This is a genomic window from Streptomyces violaceusniger Tu 4113 (assembly GCF_000147815.2).
Taxonomy (GTDB): domain Bacteria; phylum Actinomycetota; class Actinomycetes; order Streptomycetales; family Streptomycetaceae; genus Streptomyces; species Streptomyces violaceusniger_A.
In genome coordinates, this window is record NC_015957.1 from 6741159 (window position 1) to 6758035 (window position 16877).

General features: G+C 69.6%; 13 protein-coding genes. 3 read left to right on the forward strand and 10 right to left on the reverse strand.

The features are described 5' to 3' along the window. Window positions 1-9 precede the first annotated feature (9 nt). From STRVI_RS27310 to STRVI_RS27325, 4 genes are read right to left on the reverse strand one after another with little or no spacing between them, the layout of a single operon-like run. Complete coding sequence (locus tag STRVI_RS27310; protein ID WP_014058867.1) at window positions 10-1122, reverse strand: HAD-IIIC family phosphatase; 1113 nt, start codon at window positions 1120-1122, stop codon at window positions 10-12. Beyond that, complete coding sequence (locus STRVI_RS27315) at window positions 1119-2231, reverse strand: acyl-CoA dehydrogenase family protein (RefSeq protein ID WP_014058868.1); 1113 nt, start codon at window positions 2229-2231, stop codon at window positions 1119-1121. Before STRVI_RS27315 ends, STRVI_RS27310 begins: the two co-directional genes overlap by 4 nt. Then, window positions 2228-2503, reverse strand: a complete 276-nt coding sequence (locus STRVI_RS27320; protein ID WP_014058869.1) for an acyl carrier protein — start codon at window positions 2501-2503, stop codon at window positions 2228-2230. The genes STRVI_RS27315 and STRVI_RS27320 overlap by 4 nt, the downstream gene beginning before the upstream one ends. After that, on the reverse strand, window positions 2500-3366 hold the full coding sequence (locus STRVI_RS27325) for a 3-hydroxyacyl-CoA dehydrogenase family protein (RefSeq protein WP_014058870.1): 867 nt from the start codon (window positions 3364-3366) through the stop codon (window positions 2500-2502). Before STRVI_RS27325 ends, STRVI_RS27320 begins: the two co-directional genes overlap by 4 nt. A gap of 243 nt (window positions 3367-3609) precedes the next feature. Here STRVI_RS27325 and STRVI_RS27330 point away from each other — a divergent pair, with 243 nt between their 5' ends. Beyond that, window positions 3610-4266, forward strand: a complete 657-nt coding sequence (locus STRVI_RS27330) for an O-methyltransferase (protein ID WP_014058871.1) — start codon at window positions 3610-3612, stop codon at window positions 4264-4266. Between the two features lie 134 nt (window positions 4267-4400). Here the strand turns inward: STRVI_RS27330 and STRVI_RS27335 are convergent, their stop codons facing one another. The 5 genes from STRVI_RS27335 to STRVI_RS27355 all read right to left on the reverse strand — a co-directional run bounded on the left by STRVI_RS27335 (window position 4401) and on the right by STRVI_RS27355 (window position 13029). Further along, window positions 4401-7181, reverse strand: a complete 2781-nt coding sequence (locus tag STRVI_RS27335; RefSeq protein ID WP_014058872.1) for a helix-turn-helix transcriptional regulator — start codon at window positions 7179-7181, stop codon at window positions 4401-4403. 284 nt (window positions 7182-7465) lie between these two features. Continuing rightward, window positions 7466-8530 (reverse strand): 3-dehydroquinate synthase family protein, encoded by a 1065-nt coding sequence (locus STRVI_RS27340; protein ID WP_014058873.1) that lies wholly within the window; start codon window positions 8528-8530, stop codon window positions 7466-7468. A gap of 75 nt (window positions 8531-8605) precedes the next feature. Continuing rightward, a complete protein-coding gene (locus STRVI_RS27345; protein ID WP_043239908.1) occupies window positions 8606-8800 on the reverse strand; it encodes a ferredoxin in 195 nt (64 codons plus the stop codon). Window positions 8801-8842: 42 nt separating this feature from the next. Beyond that, complete coding sequence (locus STRVI_RS27350) at window positions 8843-10036, reverse strand: cytochrome P450 (protein ID WP_014058875.1); 1194 nt, start codon at window positions 10034-10036, stop codon at window positions 8843-8845. A 155-nt stretch (window positions 10037-10191) separates the two neighbouring features. Then, entirely contained in the window at window positions 10192-13029 is a 2838-nt protein-coding gene (locus STRVI_RS27355; protein WP_014058876.1) for a helix-turn-helix transcriptional regulator, read from the reverse strand. A gap of 809 nt (window positions 13030-13838) precedes the next feature. On the opposite strand from STRVI_RS27355, the gene STRVI_RS27360 reads away from it, so the two are divergent. Further along, entirely contained in the window at window positions 13839-14552 is a 714-nt protein-coding gene (locus STRVI_RS27360; RefSeq protein WP_014058877.1) for an HAD family hydrolase, read from the forward strand. A 173-nt stretch (window positions 14553-14725) separates the two neighbouring features. Next, window positions 14726-15367: a TetR/AcrR family transcriptional regulator gene (locus STRVI_RS27365; RefSeq protein ID WP_014058878.1), complete on the forward strand. Its 642-nt coding sequence runs from the start codon at window positions 14726-14728 to the stop codon at window positions 15365-15367. A 12-nt stretch (window positions 15368-15379) separates the two neighbouring features. On the opposite strand, the gene STRVI_RS27370 is transcribed toward STRVI_RS27365, so the two are convergent. After that, window positions 15380-16861, reverse strand: a complete 1482-nt coding sequence (locus tag STRVI_RS27370; RefSeq protein ID WP_014058879.1) for an LVIVD repeat-containing protein — start codon at window positions 16859-16861, stop codon at window positions 15380-15382. Window positions 16862-16877 lie beyond the last annotated feature (16 nt).

Consider the following 16877-nt stretch of genomic DNA (forward strand, 5'->3'; position numbering starts at 1 on the left):
GCCCGCCGGTCACCGGGAGCGCGGCAGCGCCGCGTCGGCGAGCTCAGGCGCCGTCAGCCGCAGCGTCGTCGGGGCCGGCTGGAACGTGGGGATGAGGTGGAGGCGTTCGACCCCCTCCTCGTCGGGGACCGCGAGGGCGGCGGTGCACGCGCAGGTGGTGTCGGCGAACCCGGCGAAGCGGTAGGCGACCTCCATCATCCGGTTGCGATCGGTCCGCCGGAAATCGGCGGCCAGGTGCACCCCGGCCCGCGCCGCCTGATCGGCCAGCCAGTTCAGCAGGGTGGACCCGGCGCCGTAGGAGACCACCCGGCAGGAGGTGGCGAGCAGTTTCAGATGCCACACCGCGGGGTGCCGTTCCAGCAGCACGATGCCGACGGCGCCGTGCGGGCCGAACCGGTCGGCCATCGTGATGACCAGCACCTCGTGTGAGGGGTCGGTGAGCAGTCCGCGCAGTACGGAGTCGGCGTAGTGCACACCGGTGGCGTTCATCTGGCTGGTGCGCAGGGTCAGTTCCTCGACCCGGGACAGCTCCCGCTCCGTGGCGCGGGAGATGCCCATCCGTATGTCCAGGGTGCGCAGGAAGTCCTCGTCGGGGCCGCTGAACTCGGCCCGCTCGGCGTCACGGCGGAACCCGGACTGGTACATGTTCCGGCGCTGCCGCGAGTCCACGGTGACCACGGCGGGGCTGAACTCGGGCAGCCCGGTGAGCCCGGCCAGGTCCTCGGCCGCGTAGCAGCGCACCTCGGGGAGCCGGTAGGTGACCTCGGCCCGTTCGGCGGGCTGGTCGTCGACGAACGCCATGGCGCGGTCGGCGAAGTTCAGCCGATCGGCGATGGCGCGTACCGATGCGGACTTGGGGCCCCAGCCGATGTGCGGCAGTACGAAGTACTCGGCGAGGCCCAGCGCCTCCAGGCGCCCCCAGGCGTGGTCGTGGTCGTTCTTGCTGGCGATCGACTGGAGAATGCCGCGTTCGTCGAGGGTGGTGATGACATCGCGCACCCACTCGAACGGCAGCACCTCGCCGTCTTCGAGCAGGGTGCCGCGCCACAGTGTGTTGTCCAGGTCCCAGACGAGACATTTGACGGCCGTCGGCGGCTCGCTCACGGGCTTCCCCTCCGTCATGCTTGCGCCTTCTTCCGCATGTGCTGGGCGAGGACGAGCTGGCAGATCTCGCTGGTGCCCTCGATGACTTCCATCAGCTTCGCGTCGCGGTAGGCCCGGGCCACCACATGGCCGTCGGAGGCCGCGGCCGACGCCAGGAGCTGTACGGCGCGTGCCGCGCCCTCGGCCGCCTCGCGGGACGCGACGTACTTCGCGTGCACCGCGTCGACCGCCATGTCGGGCGAGCCGGTGTCCCAGGAGGCGCTGGCGTGTTCGCAGGCCCGGGTGGCGTGCCGCTCCGCGACGTACAGCTCGGCCAGGTGCCGGGCCACGAGCTGGTGCTCGGCGAGTCTGCGGCCGGACTGTTCCCGGGTGGCGGTGTGCGTGGCGGCGGCGTCCAGGCAGGCGCGCAGGATGCCGACGCACCCCCACGCCACGGACATGCGCCCGTAGGTGAGCGCCGCGGTGGTCGCCAGGGGCAGCGGCAGTCCGGTGCCACCGAGTACGTGGCCGGCGGGTACGCGGACCGCGTTCAGGGTGATGTCCGCGTGGCCGGCGGCGCGGCAGCCCAGCGGGTCCGGCACCCGCGTGACGCTGACTCCGGGGGCCTGGGCGGGCACGACCACGGCCGCGGCGCCGCCACGGTACTTCCCGAACACCACCAGCAGATCGGCGTAGTGCGCGGCGGTGATCCACACCTTGCGCCCGGTGACGACCACGTGTGTGCCGTCGTCGGCGATCTCGGTCTCCATCGCCGCCAGGTCGCTGCCCGCCCCGGGCTCGCTGAATCCGACCGCCGCCAGGTCACCGGAGGTCAGCCGGGGCAGAAAGGTGCCCCACTGCTCCGCGCCGCCCAGCCGCCGTACGGTCCATGCCGCCATGCCCTGGGACGTCATCACGCTGCGCAGCGAGCTGCAGCGGGCGCCGACCGCCGCGGTGAGCTCCCCGTTGGCACGGCTGTCCAGTCCGGTGCCGCCGTGCTCGGCGCCGACCTGTGCGCACAGCACACCGGAGGCGCCGAGTTTGACCAGGAGGTCGCGGGGCAGCTCCCCGGCCAGGTCCCAGGCGTCGGCCCGGTCCCCGATCAACCCGCTGACCAGCTCCGTATGGCTGGTGGCGGCGTCGGTCACGGCTGTGCCCCGCGCAGTCGCAGGACCATCGCGGTCATCGCGTTGACCGTGCGGAAGTTGTCCAGCGCCAGGTCGGGGCCGGTGATCACCACGTCGAAGGTCGACTCCAGGTGCACGACCAGCTCCATGGCGAACATCGAGGACACGGCGCCGGTGCTGAACAGGTCGGTGTCCGGGTCCCAGGTCTGCTTGGTGCGCTGTTCGAGGAACTGCTGCACCTCCTGCGCCACCGTCTCGGCGGTGTGGCTGCCCGGCTCGGATGAGATGGTCACGCCAGTTCCTTCCCGTATGCGTAGAACCCGCGGCCCGACTTGCGGCCCAGGTGGCCGTCGCGGACCTTCTTCAGCAGCAGTTCGCATGGCGCGCACCGCGAGTCGCCGGTGCGTATCTGCAGCACGCGCAGCGAGTCGGCGAGGTTGTCCAGGCCGATCAGGTCCGCGGTGCGCAGCGGCCCGGTGCGGTGGCCCAGACAGTCCCGCATGAGTACGTCCACGGCCTCCACCGTCGCCGTGCCCTCCTGCACCACCCGGATCGCGTCGTTGATCATCGGGTGCAGCACCCGGCTGGTGACGAACCCCGGCCCGTCGCCGACGACGACCGGCTTGCGCTCCAGCGCACGCAGCAGATCCGTCACGGCGGTCATCACCGCTTCCCCGGTACGGGGGCCGCGGATCACCTCCACCGTGGGGATCAGATACGGCGGGTTCATGAAGTGGGTGCCGACCAGCCGTGCCGGATCGGCGATATGACCGGCCAGTTCGTCGATCGGGATGGAGGAGGTGTTCGAGATCAGCGGCACCCGCGCTCCGGTGAGCCCGGCGACCGCTTCGAGCACCTTGGCCTTGGTGGGGGTGTCCTCGGTGACGGCCTCCACCACGGCGGTGGCGTTCCGGCCGTCGGCCAGGGACGCGGTGACCGTCAGCTCGCCCTGCGGGCGGCCGGCCGGCAGGGCTCCCATGAGCTGGGCCATGCGGAGCCGTTCGGTGACCGCGGCCCGTGTTCGGCCGGCCTTGGCCTCGTCCACCTCGACGACCGTCACCGGGATTCCATGCCCGACGGCGAGAGAGGTGATTCCCAGTCCCATCGTTCCTGCGCCCAGCACCGTGAGCCGCGGCGCTTCCGCATCTCCGCTCATCAATCGCCTCCGCAGCGCGTTGTGAACAACGTGCCGACCATGACACGCGCTTCCGCGTTCACGGTATTCTCCGGGCGGTCACACAAATCCCCTAAGGATCCCCCCTATACCCCCCTCAGCCGGAATATGAGTACCAGCATTCTGAAAGACGCCATTGCGCGGCGCGTCGACGGATTCTTAGCATGGGCCGCATTGCCTTTCCCTGAACCTTCCCTTTTCAGCTTTGCGGGGTGCGGAAATCCGATGGCTCAGCAAGTCGACGTGACCGAAGAAATTCTCGGATATGTCCGGGAACTGTCCCTGCGCGATGACGAGATTCTGGCCGGGCTGCGGGCGGAGACCGCGGGTCTGCCCGCCGCCCAGGCCATGCAGGTGATGCCCGAGGAGGGCCAGCTCCTCGGGCTGCTGGTGAGGCTCGTCGGCGCCCGTTCGGTGTTGGAGATCGGCACCTTCACCGGTTACAGCACGCTGTGCATGGCGCGGGCCCTGCCGGCCGACGGCACGCTGGTGACCTGCGACATCACGGCGAAGTGGCCGGGGCTCGGCCGCCCGTTCTGGGAGCGCGCCGACGTGGCGGACCGCATCGACGTGCGCATCGGTGACGCGAAGGAGACACTGGCCGGACTGCGGCGGGAGGGCCGGGAGTTCGACCTGGTCTTCATCGACGCGGACAAGACCGGTTATGCGCACTATTACGAGGAGTCGCTGGCGATGCTCCGGCGTGGCGGGCTCATCGTCCTGGACAACACCCTCTTCTTCGGCCGGGTGACCGACCCCGCCGCGCAGGACGCCGACACGGCCGCCCTGCGCGAGGTCAACAAGCTGCTCCGGGAGGATGGCCGCGTCGAGATCAGCATGCTCACCGTGGGAGACGGCATCACGCTCGCGGTCAAGCGCTGACTCCGCGACTGAGCGGCTGAACGTCTGAGGGTCTGCGCGGCTGAACGTCTGAACGTCTGACGGCCATGTTCCGGGGCCCTCCCGGGACATGGCCGTCCGCGCGCGGCTCCGCTGTCAGGCGCGCGGCGCCGCCGTCACGCCAACTCCATCCGGTCGACGTACAGTTCGGTGGGCAGTTGCTCCCGGTGCTTGATGTCCAGCTTGCGGAACACCCGGGTCAGATGCTGCTCCACCGTGCTGGCCGTGACGTACAGCTTCCCGGCGATCTCCCGGTTGGTGTAGCCCATGGCGGCCAGCGACGCGACACGCCGTTCGGAGTGCGTCAGCCGCTCGATCGCGGTGTCCGACTTCGGCGTTGGTGCGGTGGCATCGTGCTGGTTGTCGGCCGGCAGCCACTCCTCGTACAGCGACGCCGCGTCGCACATCTTCGCCACATGCCAGGCCCGGCGCATGGTCCGGCGGGCCTGCTTCTTCTCGCCGAGCGCGTGGTACGCCTGGCTGAGGTCCCACAGCGTGCGGGCCAGCTCGTACTTGTCCTCCTGCTCGGTGAACAGGCCCACCGCCTCGTTGAGCAACTGCGGCCGCCGCTTCGCCGAACTGGTGGCCGCCAGAAGACGCAACGACTGCCCGCGGGCCCGGGCGCCGTCCGTGTGCGGACGGCTGAGCTGCTGATACACCAGGATCCGGGCCTGGTCGTGGTTGCCCTGCGCGAGCCATGCCTCCGCCGCCCCGATCCGCCACGGCACCGGGTCGCAGCCGCTGCTCAGCCCCCAGTCGGTGAGCAGTTCGCCGCACAGCAGGAAGTCCGCGAGCGCGGCCTGGTGCCGGCCCGCCGCCAGGAAGTAGTGGCCGCGCGCGTACAGGTAGTGGAGCCCGTAGGAGCTTTTGAACATGGCGTTGGGTACGGTCTGCGCGACATGGAACCCCGCCTCCTCGTGCCGCCCCATCCGCGTACACGCCAGGATGAGGGCGCCGAGCGGCAGCCCGATCGCGACGCCCCAAGCCCCGGGGGAGGCGTGGGTGAGGGCGGCGCGGGACTGCTCCGCGGCCTCGGCGAGGTCACCGCGGCGCAGCGCGATCTCCGACCTGGCCGCCGACAGCACCGCCTGCCGCATCGGGACGTGCGGTCCCCCACCGGTCTCGCCGAGCGCACCCTCGCACCAGGCGGACGCCAGGTCGTTCCGGCCGCCGTAGACCAGGGCGAGCAGGGCGAACAGCCCCGCCTGTTCGTGGCATGCCGGGTCGTGTCCGAGCTGCAGTTCGCGCAGCACCTCCTCGGCCCGGCGGACGGTGTGATGGCTCTGCCCGCCGGTGAGCACGTCGGCCAGAACCGTGCCGGCCCGGGGCCACACCGCCGCCCGTGTCGCCGCGGAGCCACCGTGGTGGGCCGGGGCCACCCGCCGCTCCGCCAGCCAGGGATAAGTGCAGGTGAGTGCCGCCTCGATGGCATGGAGCTGGTCCGTGGCCGCGGGGTCCTCGCGCAGGTGGGCGAGCAGCCCCTCCACCTCGCTCAGCCCTCCCTTCCACAGGAGCTGCATGAGCAGGGTGACGCTGTCGGGGAGGCCGAGCCGGCCGGCGCGGACGGCGCCGTACAGCGGTGCGTGGTGCCGAGTGGCGGTGGACGGATTGATCTTCCATTCCGCCTCGGCGAGCTTCGCCTGCAAGACGGCGCGGCGCTCTTCGTGCGGGCATTGCTCGAAGGACTGCTCCAGTAAGTCGACGGCGATGGACGCCTCTTCGCCCACCGCCACCTGCTCGGCCACCTCCAGAAGCACCTCCGCCGACCACGAGTCGGGGATCTGCCCGGCCCGCACCAGATGACGGGCGATCGTGGTGGCTGGCCTGCCCTGGTCGTGCAGCAGCCGCGCGGCCCGCTGGTGCAGGGTCCTGCGCGCCTGCGCCGGCATGTCGTTGAGCACGCTCAACCGGGCCGCCTCCTGCCGGAACTCGCCCTCGTCCATCAGCCCGGCGCCGGTCAGCGCCGCAAGCACCTGGCTGATGGGCTCGGGCTCGTGTCCGGTCATCCAGGCGAGGTCGGCGGCGGGCAGGGCGGAGCCCACCACGGCCAGCGCGCGCACCACGTCCAGGAAGATCGGCTCATTGCGGTGCAGGCAGCTCAGGAAGGACTGGCCGTAGCCGGTCTGGCGGGCCTCGCCGTGCTCGCGGTAGTCGGACAGCAGAGTGTGCAGCAGCAGCCGGTTGCCACCGGTGGCGGCGCAGATGTCGCCGACGTGGCGGCGCGCGGTCTCCCCCAGCTCCGCCACGACCACTTCGGCCACCTGGCCGGGGGCAAGCGGGCCCAGGCCGATGCGGCGCAGGTGCTGGGCGCGCAGCAGTTCGTAGCGGAGCGGCAGGGACGAGGGCAGGCTCAAATCGTCGGTGAATACGGCCGCGATGCGCGTCGAGTCCAGGCGCCGTACCAGTTGCAGGAGGAAGTGGGCGGAGGCCGGGTCGCTGTGCCGCACGTCGTCCACGGCGAGGAGCAGCGGCGTGTGTTCCGCGTGGTCGATCAGCGAGGTGCACAGCCGGTGGCACAGCCGGGCGATCTCGGCCTGGTCCACCGGATCGCCGGCCCCGTGGAGGATGTCCGGCAGCCCCGGTACCTCGGGCGGCCCGCCCGGTGACTTCCAGGCGCCGCGGGCCAATTGCGAGACGACGCCGAAGGGAAGGTCCCGCTCGCTGGGGGAACACGTCGCCGTGACGGCGAGATAGCCGGCCTCCGAGGCTCGCTCGGCGAACGACCGGAGCAGGGTCGTCTTCCCGCATGCCAGCGGTCCGTCCACGAGAAGAGCCTGCCCGGGCCGCACCAAAGAGTCACCGAATGGATGTCCGAGGTGCACCGCGGTATTCAATACCCCGCCCAGCGGACGGGAATTCGGCTCGCTATTCACCGGCATGGCATAGCTGTAGGGCATGGTGATGGTCCCCGATCGAGGTCGACGGAATGCGGACTCGCGGCCCTTGAGTCAGACCAAATTGTTGATCGGGACACGATTCCATCAGCACGCCCCTGCCGGCCTCAACCCCTACCGGAACCTCCGCCCCCTAACCCGCCCCACCACATCTCGTTCTCTTCTTCGCGCCGTTCAGTTATCCGTGGCGGGCGCCGCACGGTCAACCCCCTATCGACTCCGTGCGCCCCTAAAACGTATGCGGAGAAACATCTGAAACGTCCCGGTGGCTCGGATACCGTGGCGTATCACCACGCGGGCTTGCGGGGCATCGCCGCGAGGGTGGCGCTGACGGTGTCCTCGGGTATCCCGCGTGCCAGTCCGGGCCCCTCGGGGCCGTCCAGGACGAACGTCAGCCCGTCGGTGGCCTTCTTGTCCAGGCGCATCAGCTCCACCAGCTCGGACACGCAGACATCCGGGGGCAGTCCGGTCGGCAGGCCGTAGCGGGCGACGACGTCATGGTGCTCGGCGGCCCGTTCCGGGCCGATGCGCCCCAGCGCGCCCGCGAGCCGGCCGGCGAAGACCGTGCCGATGGCCACGCCCTCGCCGTGCCGCAGCGCGAACCCGGTGGCACGTTCCAGCGCATGCCCCAAGGTGTGTCCGTAGTTGAGGAGGTGGCGCAGGCCCGAGTCGCGTTCGTCCGCGGCGACGATGCCCGCCTTGAGCGTCACACTGGCCGAGATCTGGTCGAGCAGCGGCAGCCCGTCGAGATCGGGCGCGCCGATGAAGTGGCAGCGGGCGATCTCACCGAGGCCGTTGCGCCACTCCCGTTCGGGCAGGGTTTTCAGGTGCTCGAGGTCGCAGAGCACGGCCGCGGGTTGCCAGTAGGCGCCGACCAGGTTCTTGCCCTCGGGCAGATTCACCGCGGTCTTTCCGCCGACGCTCGCGTCCACCTGGGCGAGCAGCGAGGTCGGCACGTGTACGACCGGTGTGCCGCGGTGGTAGAGGGCGGCGGCCAGGCCCACCGTGTCGGTCGTGGTGCCGCCGCCGCAGGACACCACCACATCCGAGCGGGTCAGTCGGAATCCGACGAACCGGCGGCACAGGTCCGTCACGGCGGCCAGGTCCTTGGCCTCCTCCCCGTCGCGGGCGGGTACGACGAGCGAGGGCACTCCTGGGTCGGGGGTCTGCTCGGCGGGCCGCGCGGTGACCACCACCGCCCTGCGCGCGCCGAGGGCGGCCACCACCTGTGGGAGCAGCCGCTGCACACCGTGGCCGATGTGAACGGTGTAGGAGCGGTCGGCCAGCCCGACGGTGACCTGCCGGGCAGGGGAAGCGGAGTGGGCGGCCGGAGTGGAAGTCGACGTGGTCAAGACTGCCTTCCCATCGCTGACGCGGCCCCGGCGAGAACCCGTCTCGCCGGGGCCGGAATCGGGTGCGGAGCCCTTTCAGTCCTCGACCGCGATCGCGGCGGCGGGGCACAGGAACGACGCTTCGGCGACGCTGTCGCGCAGCGCGAGTGGCGGCCGCGCATCCAGCAGGACCACGGTCCCGTCCTCCTCCCGCTGGTCGAAAACCTCCGGCGCCGCCAGCGCGCAATGCCCGGCCGCGCAGCACTTCCCCTGATCCACCGAGACCTTCACCATCGTGTTCCCCTCATCATCCTTCTGTCATCCGTTCCGCGGTCACCAGGCGACGGGCACACGGGCGACGCCGAAGTTCATCGACTCGTACAGAAACGCCAGGTCGTCGAACGGGGCCTCCAGGCGCAGCGTGGGCAGTCGGCGCAGCAGGGTCTCCAGAGCGATCTGGAGCTCGACCCGGGCGAGGGTCTGCCCCAGGCACTGGTGCACGCCAAAGCCGAACGCGACATGCTCGCGGGCGTTGGACCGGCTCAGGTCCAGTTCGTGGGCGTCCGCGAAGTGGGGGTCGCGGTTGGCGCTGGGCAGATTGATGATCACCCCTTCACCGGCCGGGATGAGCACGCCGCCGACCTCGACGTCCTCGACGGCCACCCGTCCGGTGCCTTCCTGGACGATCGTGATGTACCGGAGCAGTTCGTCCACCGCGTTGCCCATCAGCCCGGCATCCGCCCGCAGCCGGGCGAGCTGGTCGGGGTGGCTCAGCAACAGGACGGTGGACAGGGCGATCATGTTGGCGGTGGTCTCGTGTCCGGCCAGCAGCAGCACCAGGGCGGTGGCGACCACCTGCTGCTGGGTGAGCCCGCCCGTCGGCTCCTGGTCGACGATGAGCCGGCTGAGGAGGTCGTCTCCCGGGTCGGCGCGCTTGGCCGCGCACATCCGGCTGACGTAGTCCACCATGACGCCGAGCGCGGTGCCCATCTCCTCGGCCGACGCGGTGAAGTCCATGACGCCCTGCGACGCCTGCTGGAACTCCGCGAAGTCGGCGTCCGAGACCCCCAGCATCACGCCGATCACCTGGGACGGCAGGGGGAAGGCGAAGTCGGCCACCAGATCGGCCGGCGGGCCCTGGGCGATCAGCCGGTCCAGGAGGCCGTCGACGATGCCCTGGATCATCGGCCGCATCGCCTCGGTGCGCCGGATGGTGAAGTTCGCGGTGAGCATGCGGCGGATCCGGGCGTGCTCCGGATCGTCCATCCTCCCGAGGTTGAACACCTCGGCCGGCACCTCGAACTTCACGAAGCGGGGCATCGCCTTGTGCGTGCCGTCGGCGCTGAACCTGCTGTCGCCGAGCGCGGCCCGCGCCTCGTGATAGCCGGTGACGAGAAACGGGGTGCTGCCGTCCCACATCCGCACCCGCGTGACGGCGGACCGCTCGCGCAGCTCCTCGTATCCCGGCGGGGGTGAGAACGGGCATGCAGCAGCCCGCAATTCGGGGTAGTCGCGTATCTCGTCCATGCCTGTCCGTCCCGTCAGTCGCTTCGTCGCCACCACTGCGCCGCCCTACGGATGGACAAGTCTGGTCCGCGCACCGGGTCCCCACTCCCCTAACCACTCCCCTATGCCCCCTTGGCTTGGGGGCAGGTATCCCCCGCGCCTCGGCGGCAGGACGCTCAGCAGGAGGACGATCCGGTGGCTCCGATGAGCTGCCACAGGCGACGCGACAGCTCCTGCCGATTTCCGACGGAGAGCTTGCGGTAGATGCGGGTCAGATGCTGCTCCACGGTGCTGACCGTGATGTAGAGGCTCTTGGCGATCTGCCGGTTCGACATCCCCGACGCGGCCAGTGTCGCCACGCGCCACTCTGCCTCCGAGAGAACGGGCTGCTCCGCCCCTTCGGCCGATGCGCCGGGGTCTCGCTCCTCGGGCTCCCCGGCGTCCCGGGCAGCTTCCGACTGCCGAGCGTCCGCGGGGCTCTCGGCGCCGTCCACGACGAGGTCCCTGCGGCTCTCGTGCTGGGCGCTGATCCCGCACTCGTCCATCAGCTTCTGCACCTCATGCCAGGTGCCGCGCGCCTGTTGGGTTTCCCCGGTGCTGAGGAAGTCCTGGCTGAGCTCGGCGAGCGTACGGGCGAGTTCGAAACGGTCGCCGTGCTGGCGCAGACACTTGGCGGACTGGTAGAGGAGCAGCCTGCGCTTGTCCGGGTCCTCGGCCATGGCCAGAACGCGCAGCGCTCGGCCACGGGTGCTCAAGGGGCGGTCGGGCGAGAGCTTGAGTTCTTCCAGGGCGAGTCTTTTGGCCTCCGCCGGCTCCTGGACATGCAGATACGCCTCGGCGGCGTCGATGCGCCAGGGCGCCAGGTCGCCGAAGTCGACGGGCCACTGGTCCATCAGCATCCCGCTCACCATGAAATCGTTCAGTGCGGCGTAGGGGCGGTTGGTGGCCAGGCAGTACTGTCCGCGAGCCCGGAGGTACTCCAATCCCACAACGCTGTCGAACATTTCCTTCGGCACCCAGTAATGCAGATATCGCTGGGCCTCATCGAGTTTTCCGATGGCGGTGTGGGCCGCCACCAGAACGGAGAGCGGTAATCCGATGGCGACGCCCCAGCCGCGCGGGGGGATGGACTTCAGCGCGGTGCCGGCGAGTTCGATGGCCGAGGTGAAGTCCCCATGGCGGCATCTGATGTAGGCGCGCATGGAGAGGGCGACGGCGCCGGGCGTCTTCATGTTCAGCTTGTCGGCCGCGGTGAAAAGCGCGCCGCACAGCCGGTCCGCCGTTTCCGCTTCTCCTCGTGCGGCCAGTGCCCAGACCATCCGGCAGGCGTATGCGTACGCGAACCAGAAGTGGTTGGAAGGCGACAACAGATGCATGGCATCGGGAGAGAAGTCCGCCACCTGCCGGGGATCCTGGAAATGCCCGATTTCCATGCCCAGTTCGCCGACGGAGAGCTGCAGACCGTGCTCCAGGTTGGCCGCCCACAGTCCATCGACTTCCCCGTCCGAGGGAGCCTGGTCGGGGAAGTCATGAATCAAGGTGGGTTTGAGGAAGGTGGCCCACTGTCGGGTCACCCGCAGAGCGGCCATGCTGGACGCATTATCGGTGTCACCACCGCCCGACAGCCACTTGAAGGCTTCTTCCCCGTCGCTGAACCGGCCGAACCAGAGCACCATGAAGAGCAGGAAGCACAGATATTGCTCGGGGATGTCCGCGGGGAATTCCTCCCGTATCGCGTCCATCAGGCGGTCGAGTTCGGGTTCGGCGGTCGCCGGGTTGCTGGACCATAACGCGCCGACCAGCGCCATGAGAATGTCCAGGTGCTCCCGCCGGCCGAGGTCCGCACGGGCGGCGAGCCGCAGGCCGGCGATCGCTTCCTCCGTACGGCCGTGGTCGAGATTCTTCTGGGCCGCGTGCCAGAGCACGGTGACGCCTTTTTGGTCGGGCGTTTTATCGGCGATGACCAGGAGTTCCGCCACCGCGATCGGGTCGGCCCCGTCGGCATACAGAAGTTCGGCCGCTTTCGCGCTGAGGCGGGCCCGGTCCTCCGCCCGCAGCGTCTCCAGCGTGACGTACCGCGCCGCGGGGTGCCGGAAACGTCCGTCCTCCAGCAGTCCCGCGGAGTTCATGACGGTGATGGCCCGGGCCGCGCGTTCCTGGCCGCATGCGAGCAGATGGGCCACCCGCCACGGGCTGCCGTACCGGTCCAGCACCGCGAGGGCCTGTGCCACCTGGAGCAACGCCGGATGGGATAACAGGCACCCGCGATAGGTCTCCTGGAACTCCGCGGCGACGGTGACAGTTGTCTCCGACCCGCCCGGAGCGGCTTGGAGATGGTCCCACAGCAGGGCCTTGACCAGCCGTGGATTGCCACCGCTGACGGCGTGGCAGGAGGCGCGGATCCGGTCGGCCAGGTCGGCGTCGCTGTGCCGCTCCAGCAGGTGCCCGACCCCGGATTCCGGAAGTGGATCGATCTTGATCTTGTAGAGCTCGGGGAAGCTGTGCGTCCCGGCACACAACTGATGCGTCTGCCCGCTGGTCATCACGACGAGCGTGCGGGTGCGGGAGGCATGCCTGGCGATATGCAGAAGGCACATGAGGGAGGGGTAGTCGGCATGCTCGGCATCGTCAACCGCGATGATCAGTTGCTTGCCGCCCGCGATACGGTGCAGCACATCGGATATTTCACGGACCAGGCTTCTCAGCATGCCGGGTTCGGCTTCCGAATACCGCTCTCCGGCAGACCTCCAGCGCGCCACGACGTCCAATTCACCCGTGAACGCGGACGACCAGATAAGCTGTTCCACTATGTTGAACGGGACGGCGGTGTCGTCCGCGAATCCGGACGCCATAAGGCAGACCGCACCCGACTCGGCCGCCTGTTCCTTCAGACTTCCCAATAAGGAGGTCTTTCCGACACCGGGCCCGCCGGTCACTTGGAGAAGCCCGCCGTTGCCCCGCGCTGCCGTGTCGAGGACGTCGCGAAGCTCGAATTGATGATCTGTCAGTCCCATACTCATCAGTCCTCGCTGTGGGGGTGTGCGTCTGAGCGATGAGTTGATCTCCGCAGTCATCCCACCCTGCGGAAGAAGGCTTCTCTGACGAGACAGATGACCGCTGCGCCGACGGCGGCTGATTCCCTGATCTGGATCACCTCCGGTGGGAGCCCATGTTCTTGACGTTCATACAAGCAGAGTCACAACCGGAGCGAAACCTTCCACCGATCATGATGAGCACGGTTTCCGACCCCCGTGCGAACGTGCCTGACTGAGCGGGCGGCCTCGTCCACGCACCCCGAGAAGGGCGGGACGCCGCCGGTGCCGACGCGCGGGAGAAAGGCGATGTGCGGCATGCCGACGCGAATGCACCTCAGACTCTGAACCGGTTATGGACCCGGCGGTATTCCTACCCCTGCGCAAAGCTGGTGGTTTACCAGCAGCCGCCCCGGCCGGTCGCCGCTCCGCGCCCGTCCCAGCGGGCTCCGGAGCGGCAAGTGCCCCACCTGCGGCCATCCCCCGGTTGCCTCAAAATCATGTCGCGTACCATTCCCGGCAACCTCCTCGCCCCTCAGCAGATAATGTCTGCCCCGACTCCTCGCGGAGATACGGGGATTGACCCCTATATGATCACCGCGACAGCGCGACCATAAACGGCCGCCACCCCATGATTCCCCTAAACTCTTCGCCGTGATTTGGCCGGGATTTATCTGCCTGCAAAACGGCCGAAACGGGTGCGCCATGGACCGACCCCGGGGCCGCACCCGCGGCATACGATGCCGGAAGTCCTGACTCCTGGCCGCATCAGAGACGAGGGAGCGTGAGCTATGACCGTCAAGGGCGCGTTGTTCGACTTCTCCGGGACGCTGTTCCGAATCGAGTCCGCCGAGTCCTGGCTCCGTACCGTGCTGGAGCGGAGCGCGACCGCGGTCCCGGACGAGGAGGTCGTACGGTACGCGCGGAGCCTGGAGGAGGCCGGTGCGCTGCCCGGCGGCGCCCCGCCGCGAGCGGTGCCGCCGCACCTGGAGGAGGTGTGGGCTGTCCGGGACCGCGGCGCCGAGCTGCATCGGGCCGCCTTCACCGGTATGGCCCGCGAGGTGCCGCTGCCCCGCCCCGAGCTCTACGACGCCCTCTATGACCGCCATATGGAGCCCGCGGCCTGGCGGCCCTACCTCGACGCCCCCGAGGTGCTGGGCGAGCTGCGCCGGCGCGGGGTGCGGATCGCGGTGGTCAGCAACATCGGCTGGGACCTGCGCCCGGTCTTCCGCGCCCACGGCCTGGACCCGCTGGTGGACGCCTACGCGCTCTCGTACGAGCACGGGGTGCAGAAGCCGGACCCGAGGCTGTTCCAGGCCGCGTGCGACGCGCTGGGCGTGGCCCCGGGCGACGCGGTGATGGTGGGCGACGACCGCCGGGCGGACGCGGGAGCGGCGGCCCTGGGCTGCCGGGTCCACCTGGTGGACCATCTCCCGGTGGACCGGCGTCCGGACGCCCTGCGCGCGGTTCTCGGCCTGCTGCCGGACGCCGCCACGGCCCCCTAGTCCCCGCGGGACGAAGCCCGAAAGGGATCCCACCGGGCGAACCCACCGGTTCGGGCGATCCCCCCATGCCGCCCGAACCGGCGGAGACATACGGCCGCCCTCGAAGGATCGGCGGACAACCGAACGTCGCCTGAGTATATTGGCTGACAGCCAGCCAACGCAGGAGTTTCAGCATGGTTCCCCGAAGTCCGTCGGTCAATGAGGAGTTGCGCCGCCGATCCCGAGCCCGTCTGCTACAAGCGACGGTCGAGCTGATCGACGAGCACGGCTACGAGGCGACCACCCTCGCTCATATCGCCGACCGGGCCGGAGCGGCCCGCGGTCTGATCTCGTACTACTTCCCGGGCAAGCGGCAGCTACTGCAGACGGCCGTCCACCGGCTGATGCACATGGAGCTGGCCCGGGGGCTCGAGCGGGAGCCGCGTCCGGAGGGCGAGGAGACCGGGCGGGAGGTGATGGCGCGGGCGATCGACGCGATCCTGGGGCTGGCCCGGGACCGGCCGCGGCTGATGCGGACGCATATGGCCGGGATCCTCACGGCCGAGGGCTTCATCCAGTGCCCCGAGCAGCAGCGGCTGGCCGGTCTGCTGCGGGACACCGTCACGCGGTACGGCTCCGAGGACCCCGAGACCGACTACCGGCTGCTGCGCGCCCTGCTGATGGGCGCGGTGGTCGCGGTGCTGCTGCCGGGCGCGCCGATGCCGCCCGAGCGGCTGCGGGCGGAGCTGTTCCACCGCTACGGACTGGACTGGGAGCTCGGGCTCCCGCCGGGCGAGGAGCCGCCCGACGGGAGCCGGATGAGCACGCTGGAGTGAACGGACGGGCACTCAGCGGTAGTCGGGCTGCGTCTGCGTGTTCAGCTCGCGCAGCCGGACCGACGCGGCGCTGTCGGTGCGCCGGTCCTGGATCTTCAGGACATCGAAGCCCTTCTCGATGTCGTTGGAGTAGATGTAGCCGTTGTAGTAGTACGCGGACCAGGAGCCGCCGGTGACGAGCGTGTCGCTGGAGAGCGGCCCGCGCTCGAAGTAGCCGATCTCCTTGGGCCTGTCGGAGTCGGTGAAGTCCCAGACGGAGACGCCGCCCTGGTACCACGCCTGGACCATGATGTCGCGGCCCTTGGCCGGGATCAGCGAGCCGTTGTGGGCGACGCAGTTCTCGGTGTCGGCCTGGTGGCGCGGGATCTTGTAGTAGCTCCGGAAGACCAGCTTGCGCTTGTCGCCCTTGCCGACGATGTCGTAGATGCCGTCGGCGCCGCGGTCCTGGCCCACCTCGGTGTTGCAGGTCGCGGCGACGCCGCCGCCCAGCTCATCGGTGAACACGACCTTGGTACCGCGCTCGTTGAAGGTCGCCGAGTGCCAGAAGGCGAAGTTGACGTTGTCCTCGACCCGGTCGATGACCCTCGGCTTCGCGGGGTCGGCAATGTCGAGCAGGACGCCGTCGCCCATGCACGCGCCCGCCGCCAGCTTCAGCTTGGGGAACGTGGTGAGGTCATGGCAGCCGGTGGTCTGCGAGACGCCGGGGTTGGCAGGCCCGCCGGGGTTTCCGCCGTCCGGGAAGAGCACGGGGAAGTCGATGACCGCGGCCTTCTCGGGCGCCTTACGGGGCACCTTGATGACGGAGATGCCGTCATGCGGGGGCTGGCAGTCCGGGAAGGTGGCGCTGGGCGCGTACGAGGAGACGTAGATGTACACGTCCTTGCGCTCGGGCACCAGGGTGTGGGTGTGCGACCCACAGGAGGTCTCGACGGCGGCGACGTACTGCGGGTTCCGCTTGTCGCTGATGTCGAAGACCTTCATGCCCTCCCAGGAGGACTTCTCGGTCGCGGGCTGGGTGGTGCTGGTGCAGGAGTTGTCGCTGCGCGAGGAGTCGGTGGAGAGGAAGAGCAGGTCTCCTGAGACCGACACATCGTTCTGCGAGCCCGGGCAGAGCACCTGGCTCACCATCTTCGGGCTCTTCGGCCGGCTGATGTCGTAGATGACAAAGCCGTCGTAGTTGCCCGCGAAGGCGTACTTGCCCTGGAAGGCCAGGTCGGTGTTGATGCCCTTGAGGTCCTGCTTGGGGATGTTGATGAGGTGGCTGACATTGTCGCTGTGGACCACCTGGTCCACGCCGGGGATGTCGCCGTTCTCGATTGCGGCCCTGGCTTCCGACTGCTGACCCTGCGTCACCCGCTCCTTGTGCGGGGCGTCACCGGGGTCGGGCGTCGCGGCCGCCGGGCCCGCGGCCAGCAAGGTGGCCACCAGACCGAAGGCGGCCGCGGCCGCGCCGAGATATCTGCGCCGCTGCGGAGGTCTTTCCCACGGCTTCACTGCGTCCTCCCTTTGT

Bases quoted from the DNA above. Each gene is read 5' to 3' on its own strand.
- STRVI_RS27365 (WP_014058878.1), top strand. From the start codon at position 14,726: ATGGTTCCCCGAAGTCCGTCGGTCAATGAGGAGTTGCGCCGCCGATCC.
- STRVI_RS27330 (WP_014058871.1), top strand. From the start codon at position 3,610: ATGGCTCAGCAAGTCGACGTGACCGAAGAAATTCTCGGATATGTCCGG.
- STRVI_RS27360 (WP_014058877.1), top strand. From the start codon at position 13,839: ATGACCGTCAAGGGCGCGTTGTTCGACTTCTCCGGGACGCTGTTCCGA.
- STRVI_RS27335 (WP_014058872.1), bottom strand. From the start codon at position 7,181: ATGCCCTACAGCTATGCCATGCCGGTGAATAGCGAGCCGAATTCCCGT.
- STRVI_RS27355 (WP_014058876.1), bottom strand. From the start codon at position 13,029: ATGGGACTGACAGATCATCAATTCGAGCTTCGCGACGTCCTCGACACG.
- STRVI_RS27310 (WP_014058867.1), bottom strand. From the start codon at position 1,122: ATGACGGAGGGGAAGCCCGTGAGCGAGCCGCCGACGGCCGTCAAATGT.
- STRVI_RS27350 (WP_014058875.1), bottom strand. From the start codon at position 10,036: ATGGACGAGATACGCGACTACCCCGAATTGCGGGCTGCTGCATGCCCG.
- STRVI_RS27325 (WP_014058870.1), bottom strand. From the start codon at position 3,366: ATGAGCGGAGATGCGGAAGCGCCGCGGCTCACGGTGCTGGGCGCAGGA.